This window comes from Pleomorphochaeta sp. DL1XJH-081, assembly GCF_049310885.1.
Lineage (GTDB): Bacteria > Spirochaetota > Spirochaetia > Sphaerochaetales > Sphaerochaetaceae > CAYZJV01.
Genome location: NZ_JBMDYO010000002.1, coordinates 460,126 through 481,181, shown reverse-complemented (window position 1 = coordinate 481,181; position 21,056 = coordinate 460,126). Strand labels below are relative to the sequence as shown.

15 protein-coding genes are annotated in these 21,056 nt (G+C 43.7%); 9 read left to right on the top strand and 6 right to left on the bottom strand.

The window, feature by feature from the left end; translation table 11 throughout:
• The first annotated feature begins 63 nt into the window (after nt 1-63).
• The 7 genes from ACODJP_RS06485 to ACODJP_RS06455 all read left to right on the top strand — a co-directional run bounded on the left by ACODJP_RS06485 (nt 64) and on the right by ACODJP_RS06455 (nt 11,931).
• Nucleotides 64-2,634 (top strand): type I restriction-modification system subunit M, encoded by a 2,571-nt coding sequence (locus ACODJP_RS06485; protein ID WP_422479701.1) that lies wholly within the window; start codon nt 64-66, stop codon nt 2,632-2,634.
• A 1-nt stretch (nt 2,635) separates the two neighbouring features.
• A complete protein-coding gene (locus tag ACODJP_RS06480; protein ID WP_422479699.1) occupies nt 2,636-3,853 on the top strand; it encodes a restriction endonuclease subunit S in 1,218 nt (405 codons plus the stop codon).
• Nucleotides 3,854-3,867: 14 nt separating this feature from the next.
• Nucleotides 3,868-7,002, top strand: coding sequence for a type I restriction endonuclease subunit R (locus tag ACODJP_RS06475; RefSeq protein WP_422479697.1), 3,135 nt, complete (start codon nt 3,868-3,870; stop codon nt 7,000-7,002).
• A 126-nt stretch (nt 7,003-7,128) separates the two neighbouring features.
• A complete protein-coding gene (locus tag ACODJP_RS06470) occupies nt 7,129-7,995 on the top strand; it encodes a GIY-YIG nuclease family protein (RefSeq protein WP_422479695.1) in 867 nt (288 codons plus the stop codon).
• A gap of 49 nt (nt 7,996-8,044) precedes the next feature.
• Nucleotides 8,045-8,371, top strand: a complete 327-nt coding sequence (locus ACODJP_RS06465) for a hypothetical protein (protein WP_422479693.1) — start codon at nt 8,045-8,047, stop codon at nt 8,369-8,371.
• Nucleotides 8,372-8,921: 550 nt separating this feature from the next.
• Entirely contained in the window at nt 8,922-9,152 is a 231-nt protein-coding gene (locus ACODJP_RS06460; RefSeq protein WP_422479691.1) for a hypothetical protein, read from the top strand.
• Nucleotides 9,153-9,321: 169 nt separating this feature from the next.
• Nucleotides 9,322-11,931 (top strand): ATP-dependent helicase, encoded by a 2,610-nt coding sequence (locus tag ACODJP_RS06455; protein WP_422479689.1) that lies wholly within the window; start codon nt 9,322-9,324, stop codon nt 11,929-11,931.
• 421 nt (nt 11,932-12,352) lie between these two features.
• Here ACODJP_RS06455 and ACODJP_RS06450 read toward each other — a convergent pair whose 3' ends face one another.
• The 6 genes from ACODJP_RS06450 to ACODJP_RS06425 all read right to left on the bottom strand — a co-directional run bounded on the left by ACODJP_RS06450 (nt 12,353) and on the right by ACODJP_RS06425 (nt 19,073).
• Entirely contained in the window at nt 12,353-12,559 is a 207-nt protein-coding gene (locus ACODJP_RS06450; protein ID WP_422479687.1) for a hypothetical protein, read from the bottom strand.
• Between the two features lie 92 nt (nt 12,560-12,651).
• Nucleotides 12,652-13,182: a DUF2147 domain-containing protein gene (locus ACODJP_RS06445; protein WP_422479685.1), complete on the bottom strand. Its 531-nt coding sequence runs from the start codon at nt 13,180-13,182 to the stop codon at nt 12,652-12,654.
• A 17-nt stretch (nt 13,183-13,199) separates the two neighbouring features.
• The gene (locus tag ACODJP_RS06440; RefSeq protein WP_422479683.1) at nt 13,200-14,555 is read right to left on the bottom strand and encodes a hypothetical protein; all 1,356 of its coding nucleotides are present in this window, start codon (nt 14,553-14,555) and stop codon (nt 13,200-13,202) included.
• Nucleotides 14,552-15,340 (bottom strand): outer membrane lipoprotein-sorting protein, encoded by a 789-nt coding sequence (locus ACODJP_RS06435; protein ID WP_422479681.1) that lies wholly within the window; start codon nt 15,338-15,340, stop codon nt 14,552-14,554. Before ACODJP_RS06435 ends, ACODJP_RS06440 begins: the two co-directional genes overlap by 4 nt.
• Nucleotides 15,337-17,814, bottom strand: a complete 2,478-nt coding sequence (locus ACODJP_RS06430; RefSeq protein WP_422479679.1) for an efflux RND transporter permease subunit — start codon at nt 17,812-17,814, stop codon at nt 15,337-15,339. The genes ACODJP_RS06435 and ACODJP_RS06430 overlap by 4 nt, the downstream gene beginning before the upstream one ends.
• A 128-nt stretch (nt 17,815-17,942) precedes the next feature.
• Nucleotides 17,943-19,073 (bottom strand): lipid II:glycine glycyltransferase FemX, encoded by a 1,131-nt coding sequence (locus tag ACODJP_RS06425; protein ID WP_422479677.1) that lies wholly within the window; start codon nt 19,071-19,073, stop codon nt 17,943-17,945.
• A 202-nt stretch (nt 19,074-19,275) separates the two neighbouring features.
• Between ACODJP_RS06425 and ACODJP_RS06420 the strand changes: the two genes are divergently transcribed.
• Both ACODJP_RS06420 and ACODJP_RS06415 read left to right on the top strand, forming a co-directional pair.
• Nucleotides 19,276-19,767, top strand: a complete 492-nt coding sequence (locus ACODJP_RS06420) for a heme-degrading domain-containing protein (protein WP_422479675.1) — start codon at nt 19,276-19,278, stop codon at nt 19,765-19,767.
• Between the two features lie 69 nt (nt 19,768-19,836).
• On the top strand, nt 19,837-21,015 hold the full coding sequence (locus tag ACODJP_RS06415) for an iron-containing alcohol dehydrogenase (protein WP_422479673.1): 1,179 nt from the start codon (nt 19,837-19,839) through the stop codon (nt 21,013-21,015).
• The last annotated feature ends 41 nt before the right edge of the window (nt 21,016-21,056 follow it).

Sequence of the window (21,056 nt, the reverse complement as noted above, 5' to 3'; positions counted from 1 at the left end):
TTGGTAAGTTCCAGCTCATCGACAACAGTCTTGAATAAGGTGGATTTTCACTGGAGGATTGGGATGAACAAACAACAGTTGGCTTCAAGAATTTGGGAAGCTGCAAATCGGATGCGCTCAAAGATTGAAGCCCATGAGTATAAGGATTATATCCTCGGTTTTATATTCTACAAATTTTTATCCGATAAGGAAATGAAGTTTCTTATAAGCAATCATTTTGATAAAGAGGATATTACGGCACTCTCTGAGGATGACGATGAAACCGTGGATTTTATCCAACGGAATGTAGGCTATTTCATTTCTTACGACCATCTCTTCTCAACCTGGATAGAAATGGGCAAGGACTTCGATGTCTCCAATGTCCGGGATGCGCTTTCTGCGTTCAACCGCAACATCAATCCATCACACAAGAAAGTGTTCGAGAAGATTTTTGATACTCTGCAGACCGGCTTGAGCAAACTTGGTGACAGCTCCGGGACCCAGACCAAGGCGATACGGGACCTTATCCAGCTGATCAAGGTGATTCCCATGGACGGCAAGCAGAGCTATGACGTCCTTGGCTTCATCTATGAGTACCTCATCAGCATGTTCGCCGCCAGTGCCGGAAAGAAGGCTGGCGAATTTTATACTCCTCATGAGGTGTCGCTATTGATGTCGGAGATAGTGGCCGATCACCTCAAGGATAAGAAGGAGATTAAGATCTATGACCCCACCAGTGGGTCTGGATCGCTCTTGATAAACATCGGGCGATCGGTTGCCAGGCATATCGATGACGAGAACAGCATCAAGTACTACGCACAGGAGCTTAAGGAGAATACATACAACCTCACACGGATGAACATGGTCATGCGCGGGATACTTCCTGACAACATTGTCACCCGCAACGGTGATACGCTTGAAGAAGATTGGCCGTATTTTGAGGACAACGATCCGGTGAATACCTACGATCCCCTATATGTGGATGCGGTGGTCTCAAATCCGCCCTACTCCCAAGCGTGGGATCCTACCAACAAGGAATCGGATCCCCGGTACGCACGGTTTGGTCTTGCTCCCAAGAGCAAGGCAGACTATGCCTTCCTCTTGCATGATCTCTATCACTTGAAACCCGATGGGATCATGACCATCGTCTTGCCCCATGGAGTATTGTTCCGAGGAGGGGAGGAGGAGAGGATCCGGAAGAATCTCATCGAGTACAACCATATCGATGCGGTCATAGGACTTCCCGCCAATATTTTCTTTGGGACAGGAATACCCACCATCATCATGGTGTTGAAAATGAATAGGAATACGGACGATGTGCTGATCGTCGATGCATCCAAAGGATTCACCAAGGTTGGAAAGAACAATAAGCTCAGGGCTTCCGATATCAAGAAAATTGTTGATGTCATCATGGAGCGGAAAGGTCTCTCCAAGTTTGCGAGGTTGGTTAGCAAGGAAGAGATACGCCAGAACGAGTACAATTTGAACATTCCAAGATACGTCGACTCTTCCGAGGCATCAGAGAAATGGGATATCTACTCATTGATGCTTGGGGGCATTCCTGATAACGAGATCGAAGACCTGCATGAATATTGGGAAGCTTTTCCCGGACTTGAGGATAAATTGTTTGCCAAGGCTGATGGGCCATTCAAGACCTTGGCTGTGGATGACATACGGGAGGCTGTGAAGGCTCATCCTAGTGTTATTGAATTTGTCGAGAGTTTCAAGAGATCCTTTGAAAACTTTGGAGATAGGCTCAGAAATGATCTGATTGATGGGTTTGAGAGTGTAAAAATCACAAACGAAGAGTCGCTTCTCAGTGATGATATTTTCGCACGCCATGTAAATCTTCCATTGGTCGACAGATATGATGTCTATCAATTGTTGGATGATGAATGGACAAGCATAGCGATAGACTTGGAGATACTGCAGACGGAAGGGTTTGATGCATCCAGAAAGGTGGAACCAAGGATGGTCTCCAAGAAGGATGAAGAGGTCCAGGATGGATGGCGGGGACGGGTGATTCCGTTTGACCTGATTGAGAAGACCCTGCTGAAGGAGCAATGTAAAGAACTTCGTGCGATTGAAGATAGGGTTGCTGAGATAGGTATAACCTGTGGAGAGCTTTTGGATTCATTCTCCGAAGAAGAAAAAGAAACCGGAGCAGTCAATGATGCGAAGGATGGCTTTGTTGCATCCTGGATTGCCAAGGAAACGAAAGGATTGCTTGTTGATAAAAAGAAAGGAATCCTGATTCCAGAAGATTCATTTGAAGCAAAGATCATGCTTGTTAATGAGTTGATGGCAGAAGAGAAACAACTGAAATCAAAACTAAAGAAGGAGACTGTAGCGCTTCATAACAAGACCAAGAAAGTAATTGAAGGTTTGTCTTATGAGGATGCAAGATCATTGCTTGAGGCCAAATGGATCGAACCACTCCTGCTTAGCCTACATTCAATTCCCAAGACGATCATTGACGAGTTGATCACAAAGGTTGTTGCACTAGCAGAAAAGTACAAGACGACCTTCTCGGAAATTGAGACTGAATTGCATGAAACTGAAATCTCCTTGGGTTCCATGATGAAAGAACTTACGGGTAGCAACCATGATCTGAAAGGACTCGAGGAATTCATGTCATTGTTGGGGGTGGAGTGATATGTCAGAGAATGCAAGGAAACCTTCAATTCAATTTGCTGGATTTGATGATGCTTGGGAACAGCGTAAGTTGGGTGAAATTGCCGATATTGTGCGTGGTGCAAGCCCTCGACCTATCAAGGACCCGAAGTGGTTTGATGATAAATCTGATATTGGATGGCTACGAATTTCGGATGTCACTCAGCAAGATGGGCGAATTCATTATCTTGAACAACGTATATCAGAAATGGGGCAAGAGAGGACCCGCGTTCTAATCGAACCTCACCTGCTATTGAGCATAGCGGCAACAGTCGGAAAGCCTGTTATTAACTATATTAAGACGGGTGTTCACGATGGATTTTTAATCTTTCAGAATCCAAGATTCGATTGTGAATTTTTGTTTCAATGGTTAGAAATGTTCCGTCCAAAATGGCAGAAATTTGGGCAACCTGGAAGCCAAGTGAATCTTAATTCTGACTTGGTGAAGAACATGCAAATAATGTTGCCTGTCAAAGATGAGCAAAGGACGATTGGTGCGTTCTTTTCTAACCTAGATAACCTTATCACCCTTCATCAGCGTAAGTATGAGAAACTGGTTTCTGTAAAGAAATCCATGCTCGAGAAACTGTTCCCGAAAAACGGCTCGAACATTCCAGAGATTAGGTTTGCTGGATTTACTGATCCTTGGGAGCAGCGTAAGTTCGGAACAATTGTAGTTCCCTATTCTGATCCCATTGAAACACCAAAGGATGGGTACATTCGTTTAGGAATCCGAAGCCATGCTAAAGGTACATTTCACAATTACGTTAAGCCCGGAATGCAATTGGAAACTGCTCAAATGCATCGGGTTGGGGCTGGAAATTTTATAGTAAATATTACTTTCGGTTGGGAGCATGCGGTAGCAATAACTGATCAAAACGATGACGGAAAGCTTGTATCGCATAGATTTCCACAATTTAAGTTCATTGATGGGATGCAGCCTGGATATTTTAAGTTGCTAATTCTAGATGAAAGATTCCGCCATCATCTATGGCTGTCTTCTCCTGGAGGTGCTGGTCGTAATCGGGTTTTAAATATAAAGGAGATGCTAGAATACCCATTCTGGGTTACCTCAGAATTTGAACAAAAGAAGATTGCTGATTTTTTTATCAAGCTTGACAACCTTATCACCCTTCATCAGCGTAAGCTTGAAAAGCTCAAGAAGGTAAAGAAGGCAATGCTCGATAAAATGTTTGTATAAAGGCGGTTATTGATATGCCTCAAGCTACTACAGTATTCACCAAGGAATCCGAATTTGAAGAGGCTCTCATAGGAGTCCTTTCCCGGAAAGGATGGGAGCATCAAGTAATCAAGCATCCAACTGAGAAAGATCTGGTTGAGAACTGGCGACGTATTCTTAATAGCAACAATATGATTCGTGATAGGCTTAATGGCTACCCACTGACCGATAGTGAGATGCAGCAGATACTGGAACAAATCGTTGCTTTAAGAACACCTCTTAAGCTAAATGGTTTCATCAATGGCAAGACCGTCTCCATCAAGCGCGACAACCCGAATGATATAGAGCATCTTGGAAAGGAAATTAGTCTCAAAATATACGACCGCAATGAGATTGCAGCTGGACAAAGTAGATATCAAATAGCACAACAACCAGACCTTCCTTCACGTGAGGCAGTCGTAAATGATCGCAGGGGTGATTTGTTGTTGTTGATTAACGGGATGCCCGTGATCCATATTGAATTGAAGAAGAGCGGTATCTCAGTCAGTCAAGCGTACAACCAGATTGAAAAGTATGCATACGAGGGAGTTTTTTCAGGGCTCTTCTCGCTTATACAGGTATTTGTAGCTATGGAGCCGAACGAGACGGTTTACTTTGCAAATCCGGGCCCTGAAGGGAAATTTGTCAAAGACTATTACTTTCACTGGGCGGATTTCAATAATGAGCCGATCAATGGATGGCAAGATATTGCATCTTCGCTCCTCTCAATACCGATGGCGCATCAGCTGATTGGCTTCTATACTGTTGCCGATGGCTCCGACGGCATTCTTAAGGTAATGCGGAGCTACCAGTATTATGCAGCTAGCGCGATCTCGGATCGCGTCTCGAAAGCCCTCTGGGATGGAAGAGAGATGCGGGGCGGGTACGTTTGGCATACAACAGGATCCGGGAAGACCATGACAAGCTTCAAGTCTGCCCAGCTGATAGCCAACTCCAAGGATGCCGATAAGGTAGTGTTCCTCATGGACAGGATTGAACTTGGAACCCAATCACTCAAGGAATATCGAGCATTCGCAAACGAAACTGAGGATGTCCAAGCAACAGAGGATACCTATGTGCTCATATCGAGATTGAAAAGTACTGATCCCGCTGACACGCTCATAGTTACATCGATACAGAAGATGAGCAGGATCAATGATGATGGAATCGGTGCCCGGGACTTGGCCAAGATAAACTCCAAGAGGATGGTGATCATTGTGGACGAAGCGCATCGTTCCACTTTTGGGGAGATGCTCCTGACTATAAAGGAAACCTTTCCTAGGGCAATGTTCTTCGGGTTTACAGGGACTCCGATTCTCGAAGATAACCAAAAAAAGAAAAGCACTACGTCTACAGTATTTGGGGATGAACTTCACAGATATAGTATTGCAGACGGGATACGCGATAGGAATGTCCTTGGGTTTGATCCATACAAGGTCCTTACGTTCAGGGATAAGGACCTGAGGAAATCCGTTGCATTGGATAAAGCAAAAGCAGCAACGGAAGCTGAGGCGGTGATGAATCCAAAGAAAAGCAGGATCTATTACCATTACATGAACGATGTTCCCATGGTGGGCTATTCAACTGCGGACGGAAGACATATCAAGGGGATCGAGGACTACATTCCACATTCGCAATACCTTTCCAGCGAACATCAGAAAGCAGTAGTCACAGATATTCTTGAAAATTGGCTAACCTTAAGTCATGGGTATAAATTTCATGCGATCTTTGCGACCAGTAGCATAAACGAGGCAATCACCTACTACAAGCTGTTGAAGCCGGCGGAATCATATGTGAAAGTGACTTGTCTTTTCGATCCTGGGATAGATAATAACGGGGGGGCTGAATTCAAGGAGGAGGGTCTTATTGAGATCATAAAGGACTACAATGCTCGATACGGCCAAGACTTTACCCTTTCCAATTATGGTAAGTTCAAAAAGGATATCGCAAACAGGCTAGCCCACAAGGATCCTTATCGGTTGATAGAACGGACCCCTGAGAAGCTGATTGACATCTTGATCGTTGTGGATCAGATGCTTACGGGATTTGATTCCAAATGGTTGAACACCATGTACCTTGACAAGGAGTTGAGGTACGAGAATATCATCCAAGCATTTTCTCGGTCTAACCGGATATTCGGTCAAGACAAGCCTTTTGGGACTATCAGATATTACCGGAAACCCCACACGATGGAAAAGAGTATCGAAAAGGCCGTGAAGCTATATTCTGGTGACAGACCTTTCGATCTTTTCGTCGAGAAGCTGGATAAGAATTTGGAGAAGTTGAATTCTATTTATGCAGAGATTTCCGATCTTTTCATCCAAGCCAGGATACCAGATCGCGAAAAGCTCCCTGACAGTAATTCTGAGAAGGCGAAGTTTGCATCTCTCTTCAAGAAATTGAATGATTACCTTGAAGCTGCGAGAGTACAGGGATTCGTGTGGGAAAAATCCATGTATACCTTCGGCGAGGGTGATGATAAGAGAGCTATTAAGATGGCGTTCGATGAGAATGAATATCTCATACTTGCACAACGATACAAAGAACTTTTCAATGGTGATGGTGGAGGGGGGACAAACCCTGATGACATTCCCTATCCGATAGACGGAAACCTTACGGAAATTGATACCGGAAGAATTGATAGGGAATACATGGATTCACGTTTCGAGAAGTATCTAAAAGCTCTCAACCTAGGCGATGAGAATGAGAAGCAGAAAACACTGGATGACCTTCACAAGTCATTTGCCGCACTTACTCAGGAAGAACAAAAGTATGCAGCCTTATTCCTTCACGATGTCCAAAGAGGGAGCGTCGCTATTGAGGCTGGAAAATCATTCAGGGATTATGTGATTGAATACCAAGCGAGGATCAAGAATGATCAGATACACAGGCTGGCTTTGGTGTTTGGATTAGATGAAGAAAAGTTAAGAAGACTTATGAAATTCCACATGACAGCAACAAATATTAATGAGTACGGACGATTTGAAGATTTGATAAGTACCGTAGATAGGACGAAAGCAAGGGAATATTTTGAAAGTTTAGAAAAAACTAAGATCAAGGCGTACAGGGTCAATGCCAAAATAGATAGGCTGTTGAGGGAGTTTATTATCAAAGGAGGTATTGATATCTAAGTTCATGTAGGAAATTGCAAGTGGAAATAAGTTTTCGGGAATGAGATAATTTGTTCACAAGTTTAGGGTATTCAGCTGAATATTCATAGGATATGCTTAAAATATGTAGTGAGGCTGAAAGAATAAATGGCTAGAGGAAAGAACATTAATCTCTATATCAAAGATGGCATCTCAAAATGCACCATCAAGAATTGGATTGGTGTGGTTTACATAGTTCCGCGAACACTTATAGATGTCGGCAAGCAAATTGATAATTTGAACAGAAGTGGTGTTTATCTTCTTCTTGGTACTACCGAGAAAGATGAAGATGCTGTGTACATCGGTCAAGCAGATATCCGGAAAAACGAAAAGGGGGTCCTGCATAGGATACTTGAACCCCATAAAAGCATAGATTATTGGACTGAGAGTATCATATTCACAACTGTCGATAATTCGCTTGGTGCCACAGAGCTAAACTACCTTGAATTCCGTCTCCATGAAATTGCACTGGATGCTAATCGTTTTAAGGTCACAAATGGAGGGTCTCCACATAAAGGAAGCCTTCCGGAAGAGAAAGAAGACGAAATGGAAGATTTCATCGACTTCATCCGGTTGGTTGTGAGAGCACTCGGTCGAAAAGTTTTTGAATCAGTTGCTGGTGGGAGACTTGAAAGTATTATCGAAGATCAAATTTTTCATTCCAAGGGGAAGAAGGCATCAGCTATAGCTAAGCTCACAGACGATGGGATTGTAGTATTGAATGGTAGTCAGTTAGCAGAGGGAATTACTAAAAGTGCTCCTAAACAGGTGATTAGATTACGTGAGAAATATAAAGATTTTATCGACAGTTCGTTTGTTCTAACGAAGGACATTAGATTTACCAGTCCTTCTGCGGCCGCGGGTTTTGTTGGAGGTGCTAGTCTCAATGGGAATGATTATTGGGTCACTGAGGATGGGATAACACTGGGGCAGTATCTGGAGAAGATTGTACAGCCCGAAAACCATCAATATTGAGCGTAAAATTATTCTTGAATTAATGGAATTGAATTATTAAGGAGAACTTATGAGTAGCAAGGAAACAATCAATAAAGAGAGTTACTATACCATGAGTATCACTATAGATGATAATATTGAAGACATTTTACATAAACTTGCACCTGATGGAAATGAATATATAGATACTGATATGGGGAGGATTGAATATTTGATTAGTCAGGGAATGATAACAAAAGAAGAAGGTGAGAAGTTTAGAGAACACTATTATAAAAAAGATTTGAACGATGAGAGTAAATCGGGTGTTGTCACTTCAACTGTTTTTGATAATGCAGAGTTATTGCGGTCAAGAACTGAAACTATTAAATTGGCTTTAGGTATTTCAAATTCGGGATAGATCTAAAGAGAGAACATTAGGACAAATAATAAACCATTACTTAAACAGTGTTAATAACTTCCCATTGATACATGAGATCCACTGAACAAAATCAACCAACACTGCAGGATGCTGAAGCTGTTCCTTGCCTCCCACTCAGAATTCATCAGGAAGGACCTTCAGGACTATCTGAACCTATTCTGTTTTATCATGAACCAATCCAAGGACAAACACGAAAAGGTCCTGAAGTCAAAAAGGCATGGCAGTGGGTTACCGTATTTTGCATAGCTAGCGGGGGTAAAACCGTAATTCATATAGTAAATAGCCTTTTCATATCAATACTGTGCAAGTAACGTTTTTGATAATTAGAGACCTTGAAAATATCTTGGCAATAATTGGATACATAAAAAGTCTTTTCCTATGTGTGTATGTCCGATGGTTTCAAAATACACGTCAACCCGATCGGACGATCACGTATACTTGAGTTCGCAATTTGAAAAGAAATTGAAAATGGTCATGAGAAGACCCATACTAGTACGTAACCAAACAACACTAGGAGGGCAAACATCTCATGACCGACTCAAATGTTACCAAAGAGCTGGAGAAAAAGCTACTGTCGTTTATCACTGAAGAGGATCCGATGCTGAGCATGCTGCAGTTGATCACCGAAAAGTTCATTGAGATTGAGATGGCCAACAAAGTAGGAGCCAAAAAAGGCGAACACAGTACAGAACGAACCACACACCTCAGTGGGCACTCAGGGTTCGAAGATTCGATACTCGTATGGGTACGATGTACCTGACCATCCCCAAATTACACATAGGTGGGTATGTGCCCTTCTTTGTGACGGCGAAAAGACGTATACCAAATCGATGAAATAAAGCAAAAATCAACAAAAATTATTCAAAAATTGTGTGCTATAATTTTACTGTTGTATTAGAGGTGTTTTACCTATTGGAGGATTTTTCTAGATGAATAAGGTTCATCTATTTGATAACCTCAATGAGAAGCAAATTGAAGCAGTGAAATTTACTGAGGGGTTTGTACGAGTAGTTGCAGGTGCAGGTTCGGGTAAAACTCGTCTACTTGTAAATCGATATGCATATCTCGTAGATTACCTTGGAATTAATCCATCAAATATCCTTTGTGTTACTTTTACTAATCGAGCATCTAGGGAAATGAAAGTTCGTATTAAAAAATTATTAAACTTTACTACCCTTAATGATTTCATCTGCACATACCATGCCCTTTGTGTACGAGTTTTAAGAGAAGACATAAATAAAATCAACTATCCGAAAAGTTTCTTAATAGCTGACACTGAAGACCAAAAATCAATTCTGAAGGAGGTCTATGAAAATCTAAATCTTACTAGTACAAATCTTACATACAAACGAGCTTTAAAAGCCATCGGGGAATTCAAGACTCATTATCCATATATAGTAAAATTAATTATTCCAAGTTTGACACAACAGGTTATAGACAAAGATGAATCAACTTTGGAAGCCACTATAACTATGGAATACATCAGATTACAAAAAAAGTATTTTGCTCTAGACTTCCAAGACCTCATTTTTTTTACGGATTATATTTTTAAAACATACAAAAATATCAGGCTGAAATGGAGTAACAGATTTCACTACATTATGGTAGACGAAACACAGGATAATAGTAATATGCAATGGAGCCTATTGGGGTATTTATCAGGTACCCATCAGAATGTTTTTGTTGTTGGTGACCCTGACCAGTCGATTTACGAGTGGAGATATGCAAATCCTGATTATTTTGTAAATTTAGAAAAGTATTATAATCCCTTGAAAACCTTTACACTAGAGCAAAATTATAGGTCTACCAATCAAATACTTAAAGTTGCAAATAATCTTATCATAAAGAACAAAAACAGATTAGAAAAGAACATGTATACAACTAACCCCTTGACCTCAAGGATTGTCTACTATCATGCGAAATCTGAGCCTGAAGAAAGTAAGTGGGTCGTAAAAAAAATAATTGAACTTATGGAAAGAGGTTATGAACATAAGGACATTGCAATTCTTTACAGAGCAAATTACATCTCAAGAGTTTTTGAACAAAATCTTATTGAATTGGAGGTCCCCTATGTAATTTATGGGGGTATACGTTTCTTTGAAAGAAGAGAAATTAAGGATGCTCTTTCTTATCTGAAAGTGATTGCTCAAAATGATGATATTTCCTTCCTAAGGGTTATAAATACACCTAAAAGGAGGCTAGGGAAAGTATTTATCAATAAGGTAAAAGAATTTGCCAAGGAAGACGGTAATACATTATATGAGGCCACAAGGAATCATTTGTCTGAGTTAGACAACCCATCGGCAACCAAATTCATCAAAATCATCGAAGAACATAAGGGAAGAGTTAACTCTACAAGGATTTCTGACCTTTTACAATCCATAATGGAGAAAACTAGATTGCTCGAATCAATCAGGTTAGATGGTGAAGATGAAAGAATAGAGAATATCAATGAACTTTTTCAATCAATAAAATATTATGAAGAAGAAAATAGCAATGAAGAAAACATTTCTCTAATCAACTATTTACAGGATATTGCCCTTTACACAAATATTGACTACAAGAATGACAAGAATTATATCAAGCTCATGACCATACACCAAGCAAAGGGGCTCGAATTCAAAGCTGTTTTTGTCGTGGGGATGTCCGAAGGTGTTATCCCTAACCACCGTTCTCTCAGAGAAAGAAAGAACAAAGCTTTAGAGGAGGAAAGAAGATTAGCATATGTTGCTATGACACGAGCCGAAAGGGCATTATACCTAACAGAAAGTGAGGGGTTTAGTAATCAAACAGGTATAAAATATCCTTCCAGATTCCTTTTGGAAATTAAAAAAGAATTATTAGACTATGAAGGGGAAATGGATAATGAGATAATTACTCAGGCTAAATCCATGATTAGCCAATTTGATGCACAGAACAATACTTATAACAATGACACTCAAGTTTTCGAAATTAGAGATATGGTGTATCATCCGGTTTTTGGAAAAGGTGAGATTATTGATATCGATACTGAAATCAATCCTCACTATGATATTAAATTTGAAGAACTAGATACAGTTAAACCTATTAGGCTAGACTTTTCGGATTTGAAAAAACAAGCAGATAATCAAAAATCCCAAGCAATAGGTACAAATCCTAAAGAAATAACCAATAATCTTGAAAATTCACAAACGAGTACACAAAGGAACAACCAATATACCCTAAAATGTCCTTACTGTGAGAAAATTTTTTTTATTAATACTAGAGATTTACCCAACAAAAATCAGAAAACATGGTTATGTTGTGATAAATGTGGACATAAATTTTCGGTCACTATTCCCAGCCAATTCTACAAGCGTGACCATTCCTCAAAAACATTTCAACCATTATCAAAAAAACAGGAAAACTTAAAAGAGTGCATAGACCATATGCAATACTATACTTGTAAACATTGCAATACTAAATTTTCCCTGAATGAAGCTGTTAGGGAACATTTGAAGAATGTTGGTACCATATTAATTAAATGCCCTAATTGCTCTGGGAAAAACGAGATTAGATGAACCGTTTGTCTTGGTCTTGTTTTCTGAGTCCACCCCAACTCTACTTATCCCAGCATGGAAACAGCTAATATAAACACTTTTCGGATTTAGTGATTCCGAAAACACTTCAATATAAAGTCAATAACGAAAATACTAAAATCATTTTACTACACGGAATCAGCTTTATCCTTGAATGTTACTGTAGGTCGATCAAAGGTCACGGAGATGGAGCGGATTTGACTCAAAAACATTGGATACACAAAAAGTACTTTCCTATGTGTACGTATCCGATGGTTTCAAAATACACTAACCCCTGATTCGACGAGTCTTTCCTCGCTGAAAAGCGCTCTCCTAAAATTGCCAAGATGGTATGAAAACCTCAAAATAACGCATTCTAGAGGGTTTTTTCGCCTTTAGTACCCCTAAACCATTGTATCAAAACCTACGCAAAGACCTCTGCAGGATAGACCCGATGGATATAGGTAACCAGCATCGTGATACAGATCTGCAGACAAAGAGGGAACAGTACGGTAAGGAACTCCATAGTAAAAGCATCCCTAGCACGTACATGGAGGAGGATGCATAGACAGGTGATCGAAAGAACGAGTGCAGTGGTTGCGAACAAGAGAATATCGCCTATGATGAACACGTTAAGCATCTCCTCGTATCGGAAGTTGCTTTGAGTCTACCATAAGCTCAATCTTCCGCAAACGGAATTAACCTATAACCTTGGGTTTTTTCCTAAAGACGAGGAATATTAGGCATCATCGAGTCAATTTCAGGAGCGCTGTATCCTGTCGGAAAATCTGTTGTGGTAGCTTTTAGGAAGACTGAATTGAGACCGAAAGGACCCACTTTTCCCCGGATGATTAATTTCCCATCATCTACCCAACAGTCACAGGTGAAGGTCTTTCCCGATCGGGGGTCGATAATTTTCCCTCCTTTCCAGCGTTTTTCGTCCCGTTTAAGTCTCCAAAAGAGATCGATCTCCAGAAGTTTTGGTTGCTCTGGTATGGTCTTTATCCGTTGGATAGGATTATTGTGGGTCTCCAATAGTGTCCCGGTTTCTTCATCGAAGCTGACTATTATCCTCCCAAAGAGTTCTTCTTCATAGGTATAGACAGCCATGATAGAGGTGGTGAATCCCTCCTTATCATCTATGGTTTTCCAGAATCCGATGGCCTTCTCTGGTGTCTGAGCAAAAAGTGGAAGCAATGCGGTCAAGCAGATTCCGGCAACCAGAAGGATACTCCTCAGTCTGCCGGTTTCCACGTTACGTCCTCCTACTTCTAGAATACATATGAGATACCGAGTTTAAGGGCATCATTCTTTGCCCATGTGGCGAACAGACTATCGGCACTCGGCCCTAAGGCTCCGAACAATCTTCCCGTTGCATTGAAGATGAAGTCGTCGGTTACATTCCAAGTCACCGATGGTAATACTGCATAACCACCAGTCTCCAGTTGGTAGGTGCCTGCCAATCTGACGGTCACCTTCTCCCTAGCAAGAGGAAGTTCCAGTGCAGCCGTGATGGTATTCATGTAGGGTTTTCCGTTACTAGATTGCGAAGCTTGTGAAAAATCGGCATCGCCAGGCACTTCTTGGAAATCGAGCACATAATGGCCATGGTAGGTCACACTGGTATAGGCACCGAGCCCCGGAATCATGAAGCCGATTCCTCCAAGGTAGACTGCCTTGCTGTTGTATGTATATGGATCGGTACCGTCATGATCCTCGGAGAGCCAAAACCCGCCCTCAACCATGAAGGTAAACGGACCTGCAACCATGGTAGCTTCCGCACCAAAAAGTTGAGCCCTAGTGAATTCCAATTCTATTTCCGGTGGTGCGACAATTCTATAGCTTGGTTGATACAAGAATCCATTATAGTAAATCAAACCGAGATCGGCAGGCCCGACGATACTTTTCAGACGTCCGCCGATTTGCCAATTGGTAAGCTTTCCCAATTCTTCAGGAGAAGGTTGGATAATTTCGGGATTAACCCCGCCAAACAGTGTTTTCAATGCATTGTACTGGGCCTCCGACATCATGAACCAACGGTCATCTGGCTCGTCGGCTGCTACCATGGGAATCAGCATGGGTTTGTAGACCACCTCGAGAGATGTGTCGCCCCAGGTTCTCGTGGTACTTACCATCGGTTCTGCCATCTTCATGGCATTGGTATCGTCTACGATTCCATTACGATAATCGGGAGCATTCAAGACATCCACGACGTGTACACCATCGGCGGAGCCCCATTCCTTCTTCAGTAATCCGGCCTCTACGTATCCCCCATCATAAAATGCTGTAAGCGATAAGCCGGTGAAGATATCAATCCATTCCATAGATGCATCGGGCGCTGGATGCAATGCCAATGTGGTACGGGCATCCACGATACTGCCATTCCACGAAAGATCGAGATCCAAGCCCCCTCCGATGGTAGTCTCACCTTTGAAAGGTTCATCGTCACCACGAAAGGCCTCTATGCTGAATCCAACTGTTCCTGCGATTGTTAAGGGATTTGTCGTTTCGATTGCACTCTCCACTACAGGTTCTTCCCCAAAGATATCGGTAAATCCATCGAATGCCATGATCGGCGATACGGCAATGAGGATGATGCTCAGAACAACTATGGTCCGCTTTCTCATATTACCCTCCCGGTTTCAAGGAATGCGGTGGTGAAATATCCGCTTTTCATGGGGATGTCGTACTTTGCCTGAAGAATTTCTATTTTCGTGCTGTGCCCACTGGAGAGTGTGGTCATGGTGATACTCTTGGTGATCCATCTCCCTTCAGTATAGGCAATATCGTCGGTCTTCAGGATTTTTATGACACTCGACTTCTCCTTATCGTAGAACTCGACCTGCAAGGGTAGGTTGGTCTGCTTGTCTACCCAGATTACTGTTTTCCCATAATCACTGGTGGTAGTCGGAATCGATTCGATGACATACGAATCGCGGCCATCGATATACTCGCTTCTTAACAGGGTATGGATCGCCTCATCGGTATCGTAGGTGGTGGAGGCCATATCGGCGTAGGTGAAGTCACTTCCCATGAATGAGCCACCACCTTCACTTGCGGCTATCCTTTTTATCCTCCCAAGAGCAGGCAGAAATATCCATTGGTCATCCGATCCATCGGGGCGCTGGCGGGTGAGAAATCGTGTATTCTTCACACTCGCCGGGGATAAAAATACGGTGATCGTATTGGTAAGACCGTCCTCTGTCATGGTGAGCGTTTGAATCCTTCTCTCACGGTTCTCTCCAGTCGGTTCGATCAGTGTGAGTCTGATATCCATAGCAGAGCTATCGGCAGATTGCGTATCCATAACCCGTTGCATGATCGTTGGACCACTCTCCTCTGCAATGAGCAGCGTTGGAACGAATGAAAGTACCAGTAGGACCACTAGGGTTGTACGTCTTATATGTCTCATAGGGAAACCCTCCTTTGTTTGGTGAGAAATTTTGGTTTTATGGTCTGTAGGACCATGGGTAGAACGGTAAGACTCGATAGCGCTGAAAAGATCATTGAAACGCAGAACAATATACCCATCTGTTGGATGGGGACGAATCTACTGAAAATGAGACCGGAAAATCCGATTGTTACAGATGCCGCATTAATCACGATGGCTCGACCGGTAGTATTCATAACTATTCTAAGCCCGCCGTTTTTCGAATCGGTGCTACATGCTTGTCTCTGGCATGCACTGAGGAAATGGATCGCATAATCGACACCGATTCCGATTGCCAATGCCGCCAGAAGACTGGTGATCACATCAAGTGGAATGTCGAGGATCGCCATAAAACTGAAGATTCCAAGAAGAGCGAATGCAACCGGAATGAGTCCTACGATCCCAGCGATCGGAGAGCGAAAAATCAGACTTACCAAAAGCCATACAATTGCTAGCGCACCTATGAGGGAATAGACTTGAGATTTGGTTACAAGATCGGTAAGGGCTAAGCTGATAGCCTCTCCTCCACTTATCGTATAACTGTAGCCTTCGGGAAGATGTTCGTCCCAATAGTTGGAGATCGCGCTATTGGCGCTACGGAGGCTCTGGTTGTCGGTCTGTTTCAGTTGTATGGTAACCAACGTTGCACTTGGTTCGAGTTCATCGTTGATGAAATTATCGAGGTTCCCGGCATAGAGGAGAAGATATTGCGCTATCAGCCGTTGCAGATCCTCCTTAGTCTCCCAGCCATACTTGGCCGGTTCCACGGGAATTTCGTTATAAGTCTCCTTATCCCAAGAGCCGGCTTCCACCACAGGCACAGCCTCCTCTTCGACAGAATCTTCGGAAAAACCGAAGGAACCACCGAAGAAATCGAAATCTACCTCCTCCTGGGCTTCTTTCGCATAGGGGGGTGTATCCTGGTTCATGATCATGTTCAACCGTTTTATGTAGGGTGTGATGGTCTGGACCATGCCGACGGCCTCCAAAGATCCCATCTCACTGGCGAACTCATCAAGTGAAACCAAAAATGAGGGATCAAGAATGGCAGAGCTCTTCTTTCCATCTATCTTGACCGTGAGTATGCCACTTCCGTTCATTGATTTGTTGAACTGTTTCGCGTCCATGACCAGAGGGCTTGAGGGATTGAAGAAATCGAGCATATTGGTACCAGTCGTTATGGTCGGAACGAGGAATATGGTAGCAACCAGGATAGCGATAGAGAAAATCGTGAGGGGGATTTTCCCTTTTGTGGATACACGTTCCAATAGGGTAAAAACCGGATGTCTCTTGTGCTCTCGCAATTGGTCGCGCTCGGCATGGATCTTGATTGGGTCTATTCCTTTTCGATAGGTGATCCTTAGGAGTGCGGGTAGGAGGTAGAGCGAAGAGAGTTGGGACAATACCACGCCAATAGCACTCAGAAGGCCAAAGGTCCTGAATGGGGCAAGCGGGCTAGTGAATTGAGCAATAAACCCTGCTGCCGTGGTGGCTCCAGCCATGATGATCGGTATGCGGTTACGGTGCGATACCTCATTAATGATACTTCGCGTCTGCTCTGCATCTACCGGACGGTTGAGGTGGGTCACTTCTTCATAGAAATGGCTCATGACATGGATCGCATAGGCACTTCCAACTATCAACAGCAGTACTGGTACCAACATGGTGGCTAAGGTTACGGTAATATTGAATAGAGCCATTATCCCAAGTGAGATTGCAGCCGATATCACCAGTCCTACGAGAGGGAGGATGATTCCGGCAACTCTTCTGAATGAGAAGAACAGGACCAGTATAATCAATAATCCAACGATGGGAGCCAGAATAACCATATCACTGATCAGGCTACGATTGATCTGTTGTTTCACTACCGGAAGACCTACGATCGAGAATTTCTCTCCATCGTGAGGTATCGATTGGATAATGCTTCGTATGGAGTCGAGGAGGGCATCTTGGCTCTCTTGGGGAATACCGGTCTCTGGTTGTACGATGATCGCAACCATGGAGCGATCAGTTGAAATCAGACTTCCATCGTACACTTCAGGCCACTGGTCCAATCGTTGTTCGAGAAGTGCCAACGCATCGTCATCGACTCCGGTAAAAAGTGGGACGGCTTCGAATCCATCAATTCCTGCTTGCATGTGATCCGTATTAGTCAACGAAACCACCGATTTTACCCTAGGCAACTCTGCTATGCGATTAGTCAATTTCTCCAGGAGCCCCATAGTACGCTGATTCACTGCCGACTCAGATTCAAGCGAAATTCCCAAGATGATGGCATCCATGCTGCCGAATTGATTTTCGATTTCCCTGTTTGCTGCTACAACTGGAGATTGGTTTGGCATAAATGCATCAGTACTACTGTCTACAGTCAATCTCCCTATGGTACTGAGAGAGAGGACTGCAAGTAGTATGGCTCCCAAAATGATGATCAGATCCTTGCGTGTGCGCTTATCCATTGAGATCCTCCACTTCAGACGATAGCCATCTTCCTGAGAATCAGAAATCGTATAGGGAGGCGATTTTCTCCACATTGCGGAGTATTCGGGTAATCACCCGAACGGGTGAGTGGTGAATTTGGGTGTTTTTACCTGATATGGTACCCTTTTGCGATCATTTCCTGGGATGAGAAACGCTGGTACTCTTCTACTCTGAAAGGATAGTCCCAACATCCCATACGGTGCAATTCATGCCCCCCGAAACCGGTCTTGAAACGATAGAGACCATGCATGGGATGAGAAGGGTCGTTGTTCGGTGCGGTACCGAAAAGGTCGTACTCGGTACAACCGCGAGCTTTGGCTCTCTTCATGGCTTCCCATTGAAGGGCATAGGTTCCCATGAGATTGCGGTTTTCCGACGCCGATGCTCCAAAGAGGTAGGTTGCACGCATACTTGAGTAGACTACGAACAAAGCAGCTAATGGTGTCCCTCCGTGTTCTGCAATAAGGAGGTCGAAGTCGGTCGATCGGTCCAGCAGACGTTTGGTCCGGGTATGGGGAGCGAACATCGCTTCGAAGAAGGTTCTGTTATGCAGATTGATACCGTTCCTTCTGCATGTCTGGCTATACAGGTCGTAGAAGATATCCATATCGTGATGGGTTCCACACCTGATCTGGACATTGTGCCTTTGGGCAACGCGGATATTGTAACGGGTCTTTGCTTTCATACTGGCTAGGATCTCTTCATGACTTCCTGTAAGGCTGACCATCATTGTGTCGGCTGGAAGCAGGTCTGTGCTGGCCTTGTGTAGATTCCTCACATTGGTTCCCCAATTCAATCGCAACTCCTGAAGACCTGGTTCTGGTGGGCCAAGCCATTGGCCGTTTTCGTCAAATTCATCGGGGTCTCTTGTCCAAGGGGATTCCCAAGGCAGATCGTAACGAAGTAACATGCATGATTTTGGAAGTTGGGGACGGAGTGTCTCGCTCAATTCTTCAAGGAAAGTCCCTATATCCTCATCATCAGGTCGCACCGAAGGGCCGTAGGGGATGTATCCGACGGTAGTCTGCGGCCCAACTTGTTGGAAGAGTATGAGTATATCGTCCAGTAGGTAGGGGGCTTTTGAAGGAGAACCAATATCCCTTGCTTTTATCTTGAGGTCGAATGCTTTTGAGTGAACTCCTTGCTGATGTTTGACAGTGGACCAGAAACTAGTCTGGTGTAGTAGCGGTGTTTCGTACAACCCCTCGGTTAGTTTGGGCTGGATCGAGATATCCATGTAAGACTCCGTATCCGAATTTTCGGGTATCTTGTCATGCTACCATGGCAGGCGTTTTCATGCTAGTGCTTTGTAACAGCATACACGTGTGGATGGGTTTTGAAAGGATAGGACAAAGCCCTGGAGATAGGATGAGGTGGTCGTTATCGATCTCTTGTGGTATAATCGTAATATATCATAAGAATTGTATCGAGGTGCAGGTATGGAAGAAATGCTTGGGATTTTGTTGCAACAAGAGAAGGAGTTGCATTTCAATCGCTTCGATTCCGAAGTCGCTTGGAAGATTGGATCTTGGGTTGTACAGAAAGCACGGAAAGAGGGCCTACCCATCGCCGTGGATATTTCAGTAGGTGCCCGTTGTCTCTTCCATTGGTCATCCAATGGTGCTGAGGTCGACAATGAAAAATGGATTGAACGAAAAAGTCGATCTGTTATGCGCTTTGGTCATTCAAGCTATTATCTTGGTCGTCGTTTAGTCCATGAGAACGTATCGGCCGCAGAGAAACATTATGTCGATGAAGCCGATTATGCTTTTCATGGAGGAAGTTTTCCCATTTTCTTGCGTGGTACTGGGCTGATCGGGACTATGGCGGTATCGGGCTTGAAGCAAGAAGACGATCATGATCTGGTAGTACAGGCATTGTCTAGGGCACTACGCAAACAGGACTCTGTACCGTCTCTCAAGAATAACTAGGTAATGTGGAACCATCGATGTTCTGCATCGTTGGAAATGGAATGATTTACATCAAGGAGGATCAAAGATATGTTGAATTTTTCATATTATAATCCGACACGGATCGTGTTTGGAAAAGGTACTATCGGACAAGTCGGTGAACTGGCGAAAGGCTATGGAAAGCGTGTATTGCTCCACTACGGTGGCGGCTCGATCAAGAAGAATGGTGTCTATAGCCAGGTGGTAGAATCACTCAAGGCTGCCAAATTAGATGTGGTGGAATTGGGTGGAGTCGTTCCTAATCCGCGATTGTCGCTGGTGCGTGAAGGTATAGCGCTCTGCAAGAAAGAGAAGATCGATTTCATCCTTGCCGTCGGTGGTGGAAGCGTGATCGATTCCGCGAAAGCGATCGGTTTCGGTACCGTACTCCCCGATAATGAGGATGTGTGGGATGACTACTATATGAAGGGTGACTGTGTGGTTAGAAAATCGTTGCCCTTGGGCGTTGTGCTCACCATTCCGGCAGCGGGGTCGGAGAGCTCCACAGGTACGGTGGTTACCGATTGGGAGAACAATCTCAAGCGTGCTGTCAATAGCGAGACCATTATTCCCAAGTTCGCGGTCATGGATCCCGAAACCAACTATACCTTGCCGGCCTATCAGACAGCGTGTGGTGCAGCAGATATTCTAGCACACCTGCAAGAGCGGTACTTCACCATGGAGAAACACAACGACCTTTCCGACAAGATGTTGGAGAGTGCGATGCGTAACGTGATCGCCTACTCATTGATGGCTCTCAAGCATCCGAACGACTATAGGTATCGTGCTGAGCTCATGTGGACGGGAACACTTGCCCACAACAATCAGCTCGACAGAGGTAGGGTCGGCGATTGGGCAAGCCACGATATAGAGCATGAGATCAGTGGTCAGTACGATATTGCCCACGGCGCAGGTTTGGCTATCGTATTCCCTGCCTGGATGAAGTATGTCTATCGTGACAATATCGATCGTTTCGTCCAGTACGCTCTGAGGGTATGGGATATCAGTCTTACCTTCGATGATAAGGATGCCATAGTTGAGGCCGCCATAGATCGTTTGGAGGCATTCTACCGTGCTCTCGGACTTCCCGTACGACTCAGCGATGCCGGAATCGGTAATGAGAGAGTACGTAAAATGGCCGAAAGCGCCATGATCGGAAGAGATTCCGTTGGTAACTTCAGGAAATTGAAGGCCGACGATGTAGAGAAGATTCTCAAGCTAGCCCTCTAGTAGCCCAAGAAACGCGAAGATCAGGATATTGAAAATCACTG

What these genes read in the sequence shown, in the direction of transcription:
- ACODJP_RS06460 (WP_422479691.1), top strand. Translation starts at nt 8,922, where the DNA reads ATGACCGACTCAAATGTTACCAAAGAGCTGGAGAAAAAGCTACTGTCG.
- ACODJP_RS06470 (WP_422479695.1), top strand. Translation starts at nt 7,129, where the DNA reads ATGGCTAGAGGAAAGAACATTAATCTCTATATCAAAGATGGCATCTCA.
- ACODJP_RS06420 (WP_422479675.1), top strand. Translation starts at nt 19,276, where the DNA reads ATGGAAGAAATGCTTGGGATTTTGTTGCAACAAGAGAAGGAGTTGCAT.
- ACODJP_RS06415 (WP_422479673.1), top strand. Translation starts at nt 19,837, where the DNA reads ATGTTGAATTTTTCATATTATAATCCGACACGGATCGTGTTTGGAAAA.
- ACODJP_RS06485 (WP_422479701.1), top strand. Translation starts at nt 64, where the DNA reads ATGAACAAACAACAGTTGGCTTCAAGAATTTGGGAAGCTGCAAATCGG.
- ACODJP_RS06430 (WP_422479679.1), bottom strand. Translation starts at nt 17,814, where the DNA reads ATGGATAAGCGCACACGCAAGGATCTGATCATCATTTTGGGAGCCATA.
- ACODJP_RS06435 (WP_422479681.1), bottom strand. Translation starts at nt 15,340, where the DNA reads ATGAGACATATAAGACGTACAACCCTAGTGGTCCTACTGGTACTTTCA.
- ACODJP_RS06455 (WP_422479689.1), top strand. Translation starts at nt 9,322, where the DNA reads ATGAATAAGGTTCATCTATTTGATAACCTCAATGAGAAGCAAATTGAA.
- ACODJP_RS06440 (WP_422479683.1), bottom strand. Translation starts at nt 14,555, where the DNA reads ATGAGAAAGCGGACCATAGTTGTTCTGAGCATCATCCTCATTGCCGTA.
- ACODJP_RS06425 (WP_422479677.1), bottom strand. Translation starts at nt 19,073, where the DNA reads ATGGATATCTCGATCCAGCCCAAACTAACCGAGGGGTTGTACGAAACA.
- ACODJP_RS06475 (WP_422479697.1), top strand. Translation starts at nt 3,868, where the DNA reads ATGCCTCAAGCTACTACAGTATTCACCAAGGAATCCGAATTTGAAGAG.
- ACODJP_RS06480 (WP_422479699.1), top strand. Translation starts at nt 2,636, where the DNA reads ATGTCAGAGAATGCAAGGAAACCTTCAATTCAATTTGCTGGATTTGAT.
- ACODJP_RS06465 (WP_422479693.1), top strand. Translation starts at nt 8,045, where the DNA reads ATGAGTAGCAAGGAAACAATCAATAAAGAGAGTTACTATACCATGAGT.